This window comes from Pseudomonas sp. No.117, from assembly GCF_054558395.1.
In genome coordinates this window covers 474,151-487,933 of the sequence record NZ_BAAJNP010000004.1, presented here as the reverse complement: position 1 = coordinate 487,933, position 13,783 = coordinate 474,151, and the positions used below count along the sequence as shown (strand labels likewise).

At 68.6% G+C, this 13,783-nt stretch carries 8 protein-coding genes and 1 pseudogene; 6 read left to right on the top strand and 3 right to left on the bottom strand.

Going from position 1 to position 13,783, the window contains the following annotated elements:
* Positions 1-3: 3 nt before the first annotated feature.
* A complete protein-coding gene (locus ACYJP6_RS12125; RefSeq protein WP_459475217.1) occupies positions 4-2,925 on the bottom strand; it encodes a PAS domain-containing hybrid sensor histidine kinase/response regulator in 2,922 nt (973 codons plus the stop codon).
* Between the two features lie 387 nt (positions 2,926-3,312).
* Between ACYJP6_RS12125 and ACYJP6_RS12120 the strand changes: the two genes are divergently transcribed.
* Positions 3,313-4,629, top strand: coding sequence for an APC family permease (locus ACYJP6_RS12120; RefSeq protein WP_459475216.1), 1,317 nt, complete (start codon positions 3,313-3,315; stop codon positions 4,627-4,629).
* Between the two features lie 33 nt (positions 4,630-4,662).
* Here the strand turns inward: ACYJP6_RS12120 and ACYJP6_RS12115 are convergent, their stop codons facing one another.
* Entirely contained in the window at positions 4,663-7,743 is a 3,081-nt protein-coding gene (locus tag ACYJP6_RS12115; protein ID WP_459475215.1) for an ATP-binding protein, read from the bottom strand.
* Positions 7,744-7,894: 151 nt separating this feature from the next.
* On the opposite strand from ACYJP6_RS12115, the pseudogene ACYJP6_RS12110 reads away from it, so the two are divergent.
* The 3 genes and pseudogenes from ACYJP6_RS12110 to ACYJP6_RS12100 all read left to right on the top strand — a co-directional run.
* Positions 7,895-8,737 (top strand): annotated as a pseudogene (locus tag ACYJP6_RS12110) (MCP four helix bundle domain-containing protein); the annotation flags it as partial.
* On the top strand, positions 8,711-9,592 hold the full coding sequence (locus ACYJP6_RS12105; RefSeq protein WP_459475371.1) for a methyl-accepting chemotaxis protein: 882 nt from the start codon (positions 8,711-8,713) through the stop codon (positions 9,590-9,592). The pseudogene ACYJP6_RS12110 and the gene ACYJP6_RS12105, both read left to right, overlap by 27 nt.
* A gap of 147 nt (positions 9,593-9,739) precedes the next feature.
* A complete protein-coding gene (locus tag ACYJP6_RS12100; RefSeq protein ID WP_459475214.1) occupies positions 9,740-10,048 on the top strand; it encodes a hypothetical protein in 309 nt (102 codons plus the stop codon).
* Here the strand turns inward: ACYJP6_RS12100 and ACYJP6_RS12095 are convergent.
* Positions 10,045-10,965: a diguanylate cyclase domain-containing protein gene (locus ACYJP6_RS12095; protein ID WP_459475213.1), complete on the bottom strand. Its 921-nt coding sequence runs from the start codon at positions 10,963-10,965 to the stop codon at positions 10,045-10,047. The two genes, ACYJP6_RS12100 and ACYJP6_RS12095, sit on opposite strands and share 4 nt — an antisense overlap.
* Before the next feature lie 304 nt (positions 10,966-11,269).
* Between ACYJP6_RS12095 and ACYJP6_RS12090 the strand changes: the two genes are divergently transcribed.
* The gene (locus ACYJP6_RS12090) at positions 11,270-12,742 is read left to right on the top strand and encodes an iron-containing redox enzyme family protein (RefSeq protein WP_459475212.1); all 1,473 of its coding nucleotides are present in this window, start codon (positions 11,270-11,272) and stop codon (positions 12,740-12,742) included.
* Positions 12,743-12,788: 46 nt separating this feature from the next.
* Complete coding sequence (locus tag ACYJP6_RS12085) at positions 12,789-13,751, top strand: methyltransferase (RefSeq protein WP_459475370.1); 963 nt, start codon at positions 12,789-12,791, stop codon at positions 13,749-13,751.
* Positions 13,752-13,783: the final 32 nt, after the last annotated feature.

The window sequence follows — 13,783 nt, the reverse complement described above, 5'->3', positions numbered from 1 at the left end:
GAACTAGGCACCCATCAGCTCGCGGACGCGACTCGCCAGGTGGTCGACGGCGAAGGGCTTGGTCAGGATCTCCATGCCCGGATCCAGGTGCCCGTTACCGATGGCGGCGTTTTCCGCGTAGCCCGTGATGAACAGTGTCCTGAGCCCCGGCCGCGACTGGCGGGCGGCATCGGCCAGCTGCCGGCCGTTCATGCCACCGGGCAGGCCGACGTCGGTGATCAGCAGGTCGATAGCCACGTCGGACTGCAGGATCTTGAGGCCGGTCAGGCTGTCGCTGGCCTCGATGACGGCGTAGCCGAGATCGCCGAGGATATCCATGACCAGCATCCGCACCGTGGGCTCGTCGTCGACGATGAGCACCGTCTCGCCTTGGGCGGAACCGGCCACGGTCTCCCGCTGGCCTAGACCTTCGTCCCCCGGTGTTTCGCCGAGATAGCGTGGCAGGTAGATGCACAGGGTGGTGCCCTGGCCCACCTCGGAATAGAGGCGGACCTGGCCCCCGGACTGGCGGGCGAAGCCGTAGATCATCGACAGGCCGAGACCAGTGCCCTGGCCGATGGGCTTGGTGGTGAAGAAGGGCTCGAACACCCGGGCGGCGACCTCGGGCGGGATGCCGACCCCGGTATCCGTCACGCACAGTGACAGGTACTGGCCTTCCGGCAGGTCCTGGGCGCGGGCGGTCTCGCGGTCCATCCAGCGGTTGGCGGTCTCGATGGTGATGCGGCCACCGTCGGGCATGGCGTCGCGCGCATTGATGCAGAGGTTGAGCAGGGCGTTCTCCAGCTGGCTGGGATCCACCAGGGCGGGCCAGAGCCCGGCGGCGCCCACCGTCTCCACCTGGATGCCCGGACCCACCGTCCGCTGGATGAGTTCGGTGAGGCCATCGATCAGCTGGTTGACGTTGACCGGCCGTGGCGCCAGGGTCTGGCGGCGGGAGAAGGCCAGCAGCCGGTGGGTGAGGGCGGCGGCGCGCTTGGCCGCGCCCTGGGCGGCCACGAGGTAGCGGTCGAGATCGCGCAGGCGGCCCTGGGCGATACGCGTCTCCATCAACTCCAGGGCACCGGAAATGCCGGCCAGCAGGTTGTTGAAGTCGTGGGCGAGGCCGCCGGTCAACTGGCCGACGGCTTCCATCTTCTGCGACTGCCGCAGCTTTTCCTCGGCCTGCATCAGCTCGGCCGAGCGTTCGGCCACCCGGCTTTCCAGGGTGTCGTTCAGGGCGCGCAGGGCGGCCAGCGCCTTGTCGCGTTCCGCTTCCACGGCACGGCGCTCCTCGACGTCGATGAGCACGCCGGGAAAGCTCAGGGGTGTGCCATCGGCGGCGTGGTCGACACGGCCATTGGCCTCGATCCAATAATAGCGCCCGTCCGCCCGGCGGACCCGGTACTGGTGGGCGAAGGGGCCGCCCTGGGCGACCACGGCCTCGATGGCGTGGGCCAGCCCCCCCTGGTCGTCGGGATGGACGTTGGTGACCACCTGGGCCAGGCTCAGGCCCTCGCGGCCCAATTGCGGATCGAGGCCGAACACCGTGGCGAAGGCGTCGTCGATGGCGAATCTGTCGCTGGGCAGGTCCCAATGCCAGGTGCCGATGATGGCCCCCGCGGAGAGCGCCAGCTGGACGCGCTCGATGTTCTCCCGGGCCAGGGCCTCGCTGATGCGCAGGCGTTCCTGGGCATTGCGGCGTTCGGTCACGTCGCTGAAGAGGATGGCGATCTGGCGCTCGTCCGGGTCGCCCACCCGCACCGCGCGGACGTCGAACCAGCGTTCGAAGGTGTTGGCGTAGTTCTCGAAGGTGGCCGGCTCGCCGGTCTTGGCGACATGGCCGTAGGTATCGAACCAGAATTGCTCCAGGTTGGGGGCGAACTCGGTCACCCACTTGCCACGCAGGTTCACCCCTGCCTGGCGTTCGAAGGCCGGGTTGGCCTCCAGGAAGCGGTAGTCGATGGGCTTGTCGTCAGCGTCGAACTTGACCTGGACGATGGCGAAGGCCGAGCCGATGGTCTCGATGATGGCGCGAAAGCGCTCTTCGCTCTTGCGCAGCGCGGTCTCGGCGGTCTCCAGCTGGCTCATGTCGAGCATGGCGCCGATCATCCGCGTGGGCCGGCCGTAGGCGTCGCGGATCACCCGGCCGCGGTCGAACACCAGGGCATAGGATCCGTCCGCACGCCGGAAGCGGTACTCGTCGGTCCAGGCCAGGCCATCACCGGCGATCACCCCGTGAATGGAGGCATCTATGCGGCCGCGGTCGTCCGGATGGATATGGGCAAGCCACCAGGCGGCCGTGGACTTGGCCGCGTCCGGGGCGTGACCGTAGGCGGCGGTCAGGGCCTCGTTCCAGAGGATCAGGCCACTGGCGAAGTCCCAGTCCCAGATGGCGTCATTGGTGGCTTCGGCCAGCAGGCGGTAGCGTTCCTGGGTTTCCTTGAGGGCGAGCCCGGCCAGGTGCTCGACGGTACGGTCGCGGAGGATCTTGACGAAGCCCAGTGGCTCGCCGTCGTCATCGGTCAGGGCCATCATCTCGCCGGACGCCCAGAAGCGCTGGCCATCCTTGCGCAGGTGCCAGCGTTCGTCCATGGCGCTGCCATCGCGCAGGGCCTTGGCCATCTCGTACGCGGCGCGGTGATTGGCGCGATCCTCGGGCGTGAAGAAGCGCGAGGCGTCCTGGCCGATCATCTCCTGGGCGCTCCAGCCCATGACCTGTTCGGCACCCGGATTCCAGTCGGTGATGAGTCCCTGGCAGTCGCTGACCACGATGGCGAACTGCGTGGTGCTCTCCAGCACCGCCCGGCTGCGCGCCTTGCTGGGAAGGAGGGCGGCTTCCGCAGGGGCGGCGCCCCGAGCACCGGTGGAGCGCACGATGGCGCGCAGGCGCAGCACTTCGGCCTCGAGCTCCTCGCGCGTCAGCGCGGTCAGGGGTACCTCACTCATCGGGCTGGAAATCCTCGGGGCTATCGGTGGGAGCGTCGTTCGACCGCAAAAACGTCAAAGTGTGGCGGCACAGCGCAACGCGGGAAAGCCCTTGCCGCTGATCGGCAAGCTGCGCAATGGGCTGCGCTTGCGAACCGTCTGGCTGAGCCGCAAGCGCCAGCGAAACGGCGCCATGGCGTGGCTGCTGGGCTAGAGCGGGGCAGGCGAAGCGGCCGCCGATGCTCACGGCTGCGCTGCCGTCGGCTGGCTCCAGCGCAGGGGCGGTTCCTGCCCGGGAGACGAACGGTCGGTGGCTGGAACCCCGCCGTCGCAAGAGATCTCTACGAAGGCACGAGGCGTTCGTCATGAGCGCCAGCCCCCGAACGAACCACGCAGAGGCATCCGCGCATGGCCACGGCATCTTCCTCCTCCCCAGCGGCGCTCCGACGCGCCATCACCCTGCCCATGCTGGTGTTCTTCATCCTCGGCGATGTCCTCGGCGCCGGGGTCTATGCCCTGGCGGGGACCATCGCCGGGCGGGTCGGCGGCGCCATCTGGGCGCCGTTGCTGATCGCCCTGCTGTTCGCCTTGCTCACCGCGGCCTCCTATGCCGAGCTGGTCACCAAGTATCCCAAGGCCGGCGGCGCGGCGGTCTTCGCCGAACGCGCCTTCGGCCGGCCCTGGCTGTCCTTCCTGGTGGGCTTTTCGATGCTGGCCGCCGGCGTCACCAGCGCCGCGGGCCTGGCGGTGGCCTTCGCCGGCGGCTACCTGCAGGCCCTGGTGCCCTGGCCGAGTACCTGGGTGTGCCTGGGCTTCCTGCTGGTCGTGGGGTTGCTCAATGCCCGCGGCATCAAGGAGTCGCTCGCGGTCAACCTGATCATGACGCTGGTCGAGCTATCGGGCCTGGTGATCGTCATCGTCGCCGCTGCCTGGTTCGTCGCCCAGGGGCAAGGCGATCCGGCGCGGTTGCTGGAGGTCGATGCGCCCTCGGCTAGCGTGGCCATCCTCGGCGCCTCGCTGCTGGCCTTCTATTCCTTCGTCGGCTTCGAGACCTCGGCCAACCTCGCCGAAGAAGTACAGGACGTCAGCAGGGTCTATCCGCGCGCGCTGTTCGGCGCGCTGGTGATCGCCGGGATCGTCTACCTGCTGGTCGGCGCGGGTGCCGCCCTGGTACTGCCGGTCGAGCAACTCAAGCATTCGGGTGCGCCCTTGATGGATGTCCTGGGGGCTTCGGGCCTGGGCGTGCCGACGCGGCTGTTCGCCGTCATCGCCCTCATCGCCGTGGCCAACGGCACGCTGCTGACCCTGATCATGGCCAGCCGTCTGGCCTTTGGCATGGCCCGCCAGGGACTGCTGCCCGCGGTACTCGGCCGAGTGTTGCCACGCCGCCGCACGCCCGGGGTCGCCATCCTCGTCACCACCGCGGTGGCCATCGCCCTGACCTTCACCAGCACCCTGGATGTGCTGGCGGAAACCGTCGTCCTGCTCCTGCTGGTGGTGTTCATCAGCACCAACCTGGCGGTGCTGGTGCTCAAGCGCGAGCAGGTGGACCACCCGCACTTTCGGGTGCACTGGATCTTTCCCGTGCTGGCGCTCGCCTCCTGCGCCCTGCTGGTCGCCCAGCAGGGGGCGGCCACCTGGCTGCGTGCCGGGCTGATGCTGCTGGTCGGCGGGGTGCTCTACGGCCTGACCCGCCTGGCCGGGTCGCGCGTGGCCGCGGCCTGAGGCCTTGGCCAGCCGTCGGACGCCGCCCAGGCGTCAGGAGGCGACCAGCTCATACAGCGTCTTCATGTCCGCCGGCTTGGTCAGGTGATGGTCGAAACCGGCGGCCAGGGCCTCGGCCTTGTCGTCCGCCTGGCCCCAGCCGGTCATGGCGATCAGCTTGACCGCCTGGCCCGCCGGGGTCTGGCGGATGGCGCGCGCCAGCTGATGGCCGGTCAGGCCCGGCATGCCGATGTCGGAGATGACGATGTCGGCGCCGTGGTCCTGGAAGGCCTCCAGGGCGGCCTGGCCATCGTAGGCGATGCGTACCTCATGGCCGTCCAGCTCCAGCAATTCGGCGATGGTGTCGGCGATGTCGGGGTTATCGTCGGCGACGAGGATCCGCCGCGCGGCGGGCGCCGCAAGCTCCACGGCGGCCGCCGGCAGGGCGGTCGGCGGGGCGACGGTGAGTGGCAGGGTCACGGTGAAGCGGCTGCCCAGGCCCAGCCCGGCACTGGCCGCGGTGATGTCGCCGCCCTGCAGCCGCGCCAGCTCGCGGGAGAGGGCGAGGCCGATGCCCAGGCCCGGCGAGCGCTCGGCCAGGCGTGGATCGATCTGGCCGAACATCTGGAACAGGGCCGCCAACTTGTCGGCGGCGATGCCGATACCGTTGTCGGCGATCTCCACCCGGACCTCGTCGTCTTCCTCTCGCACCGTCAGGGCGATCCGCCCGCCCGCCGGGGTATAGCGCGCGGCATTGCCCAGCAGGTTGAGGAAGATCTGCTCCAGGCGCAGCGGATCCGCGTACAGCCAGATCGGCGCCTCGGGCACCTGCAGCTCGAAGGCCTGCCCCTTGTCCTGCATCACGGCCAGCGCCGCGTCGGCGACGGCATCGAGCACGGCCTGGAGCCTGACGAAGTCGTTATGCAGGGTGATCCGGCCAAAGGTAATGCGGGAGATATCCAGGAGGTCATTGAGCAGGGCGCTCATGCGCTCCACCTGGCGGTCGATGGTCTGGCAACTGCGTCGCTGCTGCTCGAGGGTGGCTGTCGGTGCGGCGATCAGGGCCGCCGCATGGCGAATGGGCGCCAGCGGATTGCGCAACTCGTGGGCCAGGACGGCGAGGAATTCGTCCTTTTGCCGATCGGCGTCGCGCAGCAGCCGTTCCTGGCGCTTGCGCTCGCTGATATCCAGGAACCAGACCGCCACGTTGCCATCGAAGGGCGTGCCGCTGACCTCCAGCCACTGCGGGGTGCCGGCGAGGTCGGGCCCCGGCAGCTCCAGGGACCAGGCCGCTGCGCCGTCGTGGTCCTGGCACAGCTGCAGGATGCGGCCGCTGGCCCAGGCGCGCCCGGCGGCCATAGGTCCCTCGTCCAGCCCCAGCGTGCGCGCGGCGATCGGGTTGAGATAATCCCAGGCGAAGCCCCGCGCGGCCGAGGGTACGGCGATGCCGAAGCAGATCAGCGAGCTTTCCAGGGCCACGTGCAGGCGCCGTTGCGAGCGCAGCGCGGCGTCCTGGATGCGGGCGCGGTCAATCACCAGCACCGCCTTGGAGGCGCACAGATCGGCCAGGCGCTGCTCCCGCGGGGTAGGCTCGCGGGCCTCCGGCAACTGGATGGTCAAGGCGCCGAGGGTGCCGTGCAGGGTGCTGTGCAGGGGCACGGCATGCAGGGCGGCGAAGCCTTCGCGCTGCCCGATGGCGGCCAGCGCGGAGAAGTCCGGGGAGGTCCCGAGGTCGCGAACCAGGACCCGGCCCTGGGTGCGAATGGCGAGGTCGCAGGCGCTTTCCTCGGGCCTCAAGGCAGCCAGCCGCTCGCGGGCCTCGGCCGAGAAACCGGCAGCGAAATACAGCTGTGGCCGTTTGCTGTCGTCCAGTAGCGACACGCAGCCGAAGGGCGTCTGGTGGAATCGGCAGAGGACCGCGAGGATTTCCTGCAGCTGTTGCGGCAGCGACGGCAGCTGCAGCAGGCGATGGTTCAGCCGCTGCAGGATCTCCAGGTCGGCCACCTGCAGCCGCAGCTCTTCCTGACTCTGCTGCAGGCCGTGCAGGTAGTCGTCGCGCTCCTCTTCGACCAGGCGCCGGGCGTCGGCCGCGGCCAGCAGCGCCTGGCCCACCTGCTGGATCTCCAGTACGTCGCTGTGCGGCAGGACCGGAGGCAGCCGCTGGCCGAAGGCCTCGGCGGCGTCCTGCAGCGCCTGGACTGGACGGCTGATACGCCGCGACAGCAGCAGGGCGACCGCCCAGGCGAGGATGACCGACAGCATCAGCCCGCCGCCATAGAGGGCGAAGGAGCGGGTGGCCGCCGCCGAGACCTCTTCGGTGGGGATGGCGGTGGTCACCGTCCAGCCCGAGTCGGGCAGGCGGACGAAGGCCGTATAGACCTCATGGCCTTCCCGCGTCCGGGCCACGCCGACGCCTTCTTCGCCGGGTTGCGCCAGGATCCTGGCCAGTTCCGGCAGGGCTGGCTGGCCCACGCTTTCACTGTGCAGCGCGGTGCGCGCGATGCGCAGGCCATTGCGATCGAACACCGAGCCGACCCAGTTCTTCGGCAGGGTGCGGGTCATGCGCGCATCCCGGATGCTTTCCGGGGTCATCACCGCCGTCAGCACGAAACTCAGCTGGCCGTCGCCCAGTACCGGCACTCGTACCGGAAAGGCGAGCAAGCCAGACGGACCGCGGCCCAATTGCCCGATCACCGGCCGGTGCCGGGCGACCACCTCGGCGAAGCTGGCCGGCTCGGCCAGCGGTCCCCCGGGCGTCCGGTTGTGGCTGGAAATCCGCCGGACCACCTGGCCATCGGGGGCGGCCACCAGCACGGCGCGCCAGCCCGGTACCAGCGGCAATACGCGCTCGACCAGGGTGGCGAAGCCATCCAGGTTACCCGCCAGCAGCAGGGGCGACTCGGCGAGCGCCTGCAGGATGGTCACCGAGCGGCGCAATTCGATTTCGATGGTGGTGGCCGCCTGGCGGCTGGATTCCAGGGCGCGCTGTTCGGCCTCGCGCTGTTGTTGCTGTACCAGCAGCCAGAGACCGAGGCCGGCGACCAAAGCCAGGGGCACGATCCCGGCGAAGGCGATCGCCAGCAGACGGTTGCGCAAGGGGACCAGACGAGCAGGGCGATTCATCGACGGCGACATGTCGGCTTCAAGGGCAGAGAGGCGCCCATTCTAGCCTCAATCCGCCTGGTGTTTTGCCAGGGCCGGCACTCTGTTGCAGAACCCTCTCATCACCCTGGAGGCCGCGCCAGCTCTGGGTTGCGGCTTGAAACGGAGCGGCCGTTCATCGGCGATGAGCGGATATTCAGCCAGCGCCGGGGCCGCCGACGAAAGAGCTGAACACGTTGTTCACTGCCCCCGGAGTTGCTCCATGCGTACCCTGAAATTGCCGGCCCGCTCGGCCCTTTGTTTCGCCGCCATCACCCTGCTGCTACTGGTGCTCGCCGTCACCTCCGCCGTGGGGCTCAATTCGCTGTACCGAGCCGAACAGGATGTCGAGACCAACTGGATGGCCAGCATCGCGCAAACCGCGAAGATGGATACCCGCGTGCTCAGGTTGCGCCTGGAGACCTTTCGCCTGGTCGCAACCGACGACCCGCAGCTGAAGGAAACCACCACCACCGCTATCGCCCAGGTGCGCCGCGAGCTGCAGAAGGACGTGGCCGACTACAAGGCGCTGATCGCCTCGCCGGAAGAGCAACGGCTGGCCGATGCCGTCGATGCCGGCGTCAAGGCCTACGACGGCCGCATGGACGAGATCCTCACCATCGCCCGGACGCGGCCGAACCTGGAAGGGATAGCCTACGTCAACACGCACATCCGCCCGCTCGCCAACGATCTGCAGGAAAGGATCGTCGCCCTGGGCGCCTACAACGAGCGCGGCGCCAAGCAGGCCGGCCATCTCGCCGGACAAACCTATGGCAGAAGCCTCTGGCTGCTGGGCGTGATCTCGGCGCTGGCCGTCGTGCTGACCGTGGTCCTCGCCGTGCTCTATACCCGCAGCATCCTCCAGCCCCTGCGCCAGGTGCTGGGAATCAACCAGCGCATCGCCGAGGGTGACCTGCGGGTCGCGGCCCAGGCGACCGGGCGCGACGAGATGGCCGAGCTGATGCGCACCACGGTGCAGATGCAGCAGACCCTGCGCGACACCGTGAGCCACATCGGCGAGGCCTCGACGCAGCTGGCCTCGGCCGCCGAAGAGATGAATGCCGTGACCGAAGAAGCCAGCCGCGGCCTGCAACGGCAGAACGGCGAGGTGGAACAGGCGGCCACCGCGGTCAACGAGATGACCGCGGCCGTCGAGGAAGTGGCGCGCAACGCCGCCTCGGCGTCGGCCTCGGCGCAGCAATCGGAACAGTCCACCGGCGTCGGCACCGCCCGGGTCACCGAAACCGTGAAGGCCATCCACGGCCTGACCGATACCGTTTCCCGGACCAGCGAGCAGATCGTCGACCTGGCGCAGCAGGCCCAGGGCATCGCGACCGTGGTCGATGTGATCCGCGGGATCGCCGAGCAGACCAACCTGCTGGCGCTGAACGCGGCCATCGAAGCGGCCCGTGCGGGCGAGCAGGGGCGTGGCTTCGCCGTGGTGGCCGATGAGGTGCGGGCGCTGGCCCATCGCACCCAGGAATCCACCCGGGAAATCGAGCAGATGATCGGCGGCATCCAGAGCGGCTCGGAAGGCGCGGTGCAGGCCATGCAGCGCAGCCGCGAGGAGGCGACCGCCACCCTGAGGATCGCCAACGAAGCCGGCGCGGCGCTGGAAGACATCGCCCGTTCCATCACCGCGATCAACGAGCGCAATTTCCTCATCGCCACCGCCTCGGAAGAACAGGCCCAGGTCGCCCGCTCGGTGGACCAGAACCTGGTGAGCATCCGTGACCTGTCGATCCAGACTTCGGCGGGCGCTCACCAGACCGCCGCGGCGGCCCATGAGGTATCCCGCCTGGCCGTGGACATGCACCGCCTGGTCGGCCGCTTCTCGGTCTGATCCCGCGCGAGCGGCAAGGCCCTGTCGGCGCGCGTCGTCGGCAGGGCCTTTGCACGTGGCGACGGCATGGCTGCTGTTGGTCGCCGGCGGGGAACCATGTCGCGGGCCTAGGGAGTCTTCACTGGCAGCTTCCAAGGAGAACCGGCCATGTACCTCGTCCAGTTGCTGCTGCCCCTCACCGACAACGACGGCCAACACCTGCCCAGGGCGCTGTTCCAGCGGGTCCGTGAGGAGCTGGTCGAGCGCTTCGGCGGCTTGACCGCCTTCAGCCGGGCACCGGCCGATGGCCTGTGCCAAGGCGCAAGGGACGAGGTCGAGGATGATCAGCTGGTGGTGTACGAGGTCATGACCGAGACGCTGGAGCACGCCTGGTGGGATGATTATCGGCGACAGCTCGAGCAGGCCTTCCGGCAGCGCGAGATCCTCATTCGCGCGCTGCCGGTGGAGCGGCTCTAGACCTCGGCCAGCGCCACGCGCGCCCGTCCGGCCCGTTTCGCCTGGTACAGCGCGGTATCGGCCAGCCGGATCAGTTCGTGCACGTTCAGGCGTCCATCGGTGCACGGGGCGATGCCGATGGAGGAGCTGGTCGTCAGTGTGCGGCCCTGCAGTTGCCAGGGTTCCTGGAGCACGCCACAGAGCCGTTCGGCGAGCGCGAGGGCAGCGGCGGGCGAGGTGTCCTTGAGGAAGACGATGAACTCGTCGCCACCGATGCGGCCGAGCAGATCGCCCTCGCGCAGGGCGGTCTTCACCCGGGTCACGAAGGCCACCAGCAAGAGATCGCCGAATTCGTGGCCGAAGGCATCGTTGATCGCCTTGAAGCGATCAAGATCGAGATAGAAGAGGGCACAGGGCTGCCCAAGGGCATTGCCGGCTCTGTAGCTGGCGATCTGGTCGAGGATACTGCGCCGGTTGGCGACGCCCGTCAGGGTATCCCGGTAGGCCAGCGACTTGAAGCGCTGCTCGCTTTCCTGGAGCGCCCGCTCGGCCAGCTTGCGCTCGGTGACGTTGCGACTGACGATGGTCAGCAGCCGGCGGCCACCCTGGGCATCGAAATGCGGGGTCTTGACCACTTCCCAGGTGTTGATCCGTCCATCCGGACCCAGGAAGGATTTTTCCACGAGCGTCGGCCGGCCATTATTCCAGGCCAGTTCGTCGGTCTGGATGTTGTAGATGAAGGCCTCGGCGAAGGCCGGAAAGCGCTCGATCAGCTCGGCGTCGGTGACGCCGACATAGTCGAAGCCGACCATGGCATAGGCTTCCAGGACGATCCGATTGACGAACAGCCAGCGGCCCTGGCCGTCCTTGGCGACGATGAATTCCTGGATCGAGTCGAGCAGGGTGCGAAGATCAACGTCGGTTTCGACGGCAGACATGGGACGAGACCTGAAGGTCGGGCGGGTACCAGCTTATCGGCGCGCCGGTGCGGTAGCTGAGGGTCAGGAGGCGCCATCCGTCGTCTGGCTGGCGGACGTCATGACACCGCTGCGCTGAGGCGAAACGGCCCGGCGACGCACAGCGCAGCGGTGGGTGGCACGCGCCGACGAATGGCATTCCCAGCAGGCCTTCGCCCTTGACGCTGGCAAGCGAGACGACGGCCGTCGGGCCCCGCCGACGCTGGAACCAAGCCGCGCGAGGCCAGCCGAATGCTGTGATCATCAGCTGCCAGATGTGCCTCCCATGCAGACCACTACAAGAGCCCTGACCGGCCAGCGATCCGGCTCCACGCCAGTCGCCTTCGAACCTGCCAAGTCCCTTTACCGGGAGCTGCTGGTACCCAACCCCGACGCCGCTGCGCGCCAACAGGCCCAGCGTTACCTCGATGACCAGTTGCAGATTGCCGGTAGCCTGGCCGCCGATCTACCCGAAGACCCCGAGGGCCTGGAAGCCTGGGTGCTGGAAAACAACACCCGGGTCGGCGCCCAGTACCGTGACTACCTGGCCGCCCGCAAGGCAGGCGCGCCACGGCGCTATTTCGGCAGCAAGGCCCACGCCCTGTACTTCCTGCGCGGCGTGGCGCCGACCAAGCTGGTCGACGGTGCCTGGCTCTATGGCACGCTCGCCCACTGGGACGACCTGCGCTATCGCGCGCCCATCCAGATCTACCTGGAAGAACTGGGCGACGGCCAGCCGGACAAGAACCACGTGGTGCTCTATCGCAAGCTGCTGGCCAGCCATGGCTGCGAGGACGTCTCGCGCCTGAGCGATGAGCACTTCGTGCAGGGCGCCATCCAGCTGGCCCTGGCCTATAACGCGGAGCACTACCTGCCCGAGGTCCTCGGTTTCAATCTGGGCTACGAGCAACTGCCGTTGCACCTGCTGATCAGCGCCTACGAGCTCAATGAGCTGGGGATCGATCCTTACTACTTCACCTTGCACGTCACCGTCGACAATGCCGGCACCGGCCATGCCCGCCAGGCCCTGCGCGCGGTCCACGAGGCCATGCCGGCCGAGGGCCGCGCGGCCTTCTATCGCCGGGTGGTGCAGGGCTATCTGCTGAACGAACTGGGTGCCAGCACCACCTCGGTGATCGGCAGCTTCGACCTGGAGCAGGAAGTCATCGAGGTACTGGCGGACAAGAGTTCGGTCGGTCGCTATGTGCATTCCGACTACTGCCGGATCGGCGGACGCAGCGTCAGCGACTGGCTGACCGACCCCGCGCAGATTCCCGACTTCTTGCAGACGCTGCAGGACCAGGGCTGGATCAAGCGCCACGAGGATCCGGCCAACAGCCGCTTCTGGCGGCTGATCCAGGGCGAGCGCGCCGAGATGTTCGGCGTCTTCACCGCCTATGAACAGCAGCTGATCCACGATTGGATCGCCGGTGAGTGTGTCCATAGCGGCGCGCGCGCCAAGGCCGGTACCGAACGGGTCGCCGTCCTGCCGCGCCGGGAGGTGAGCTTCCGTGCCCGGCAGCGTCAGCAGGAGCGCCTCTGTCCGGCGCTGGAAACGGAGCAGGGCGCGGCTGCCAACGCCAGCCAGGCCCAGGCGAGCGATTTCGATAGTGAAGAGGCCGCCCTGGAGCAACGCCTGGCAGCCCAGCCCAGTCGTGCCGCGGCCATGGCGCTGCTGGTCGAGCAGCTGTCGCCCGCACGGCACCACAGTCGTGCGGGGCTACTGGCCACGCGGCTGTTCGTCTCCCTGCTGGGCTGAGCCTTTCTCAATTCGACCGCCATTCAAGGACATTCCCGTGACGGCCATGGAACATCCCGACCTCGGTGCGGCCACGCCCGATCCAGCCGCAGCCCTGCAGTTGCTGATCGAGACGCTGCGCGCGGCAGACTATCAGTTCATCACCCCGACCCCGGCCTCCCATGCCCGGGTCAATGCCCGGCCCGGCAATGCCTGGGCCCGGAACCTCCAGGGTATCTTCGGCTGGAGCCGTCCCTTTTCCCGCGAGTTGCTGCCCGAGCCGCTAATCGAGGCCCTCACGGCCGCCGGGCTGCTGACCGAGGTACCGGGCGGCTGGCGCAGTCGGGTACGGGTCTCGACGCTGGCTGACCAGTTGTTCGTGCACTCCGCCTATCCCACCGACGAGGCCGATGCGGTGTTCTTCGGCCCTGACACCTACCGCTATGCCAATGCCCTGGAAGCCCAGCTGCGCCATGACACTGGCGCCATCCGCCGGGCGGTGGACATCGGCAGTGGCGCCGGTCCTGGCGCCATCCTGGTAGCCCTGGCACGGCCCGAGGCCGAGGTGCTGGCGGTGGACATCAACGAGCGCGCCCTGGCCCTGACCCGGGTCAACGCCGAGCTGGCCGGGGCCGCCAACGTCAGCGCGCGCTACAGCAACCTGCTGCACGACGTGGATGGCGACTTCGATTTCATCCTGTCCAATCCGCCCTATCTGGTCGACCCGGGCGAGCGCGCCTATCGCCATGGCGGGGGCCCGCTGGGTGCAGGGCTATCGCTGGCGATCCTGGATACCGCGCTGGAGCGGCTGGCGCCGGGCGGCACCCTGTTGCTCTACACCGGGGTCGCCATGGTCGAGGGGCGCGATCCCTTCCTGGCCGAGGTGCAGACGCGCCTGGCCGGTAGCGATTGCGCCTGGCGCTATCGCGAACTGGACCCGGACGTCTTCGGCGAAGAGCTGGAGGCCGGCGTCTACGCCCATACCGACCGCATCGCGGCGATGGTGCTGACGGTGACGCGGCCCGCCTGACCTCAGGCTACACTGGCGGGCGGAACGCTACC

Excerpts from the sequence above, each read along its gene's own strand:
- ACYJP6_RS12125 (WP_459475217.1), bottom strand. The coding sequence starts at position 2,925 with ATGAGTGAGGTACCCCTGACCGCGCTGACGCGCGAGGAGCTCGAGGCC.
- ACYJP6_RS12120 (WP_459475216.1), top strand. The coding sequence starts at position 3,313 with ATGGCCACGGCATCTTCCTCCTCCCCAGCGGCGCTCCGACGCGCCATC.
- ACYJP6_RS12115 (WP_459475215.1), bottom strand. The coding sequence starts at position 7,743 with ATGTCGCCGTCGATGAATCGCCCTGCTCGTCTGGTCCCCTTGCGCAAC.
- ACYJP6_RS12105 (WP_459475371.1), top strand. The coding sequence starts at position 8,711 with ATGCGCACCACGGTGCAGATGCAGCAGACCCTGCGCGACACCGTGAGC.
- ACYJP6_RS12100 (WP_459475214.1), top strand. The coding sequence starts at position 9,740 with ATGTACCTCGTCCAGTTGCTGCTGCCCCTCACCGACAACGACGGCCAA.
- ACYJP6_RS12095 (WP_459475213.1), bottom strand. The coding sequence starts at position 10,965 with ATGTCTGCCGTCGAAACCGACGTTGATCTTCGCACCCTGCTCGACTCG.
- ACYJP6_RS12090 (WP_459475212.1), top strand. The coding sequence starts at position 11,270 with ATGCAGACCACTACAAGAGCCCTGACCGGCCAGCGATCCGGCTCCACG.
- ACYJP6_RS12085 (WP_459475370.1), top strand. The coding sequence starts at position 12,789 with ATGGAACATCCCGACCTCGGTGCGGCCACGCCCGATCCAGCCGCAGCC.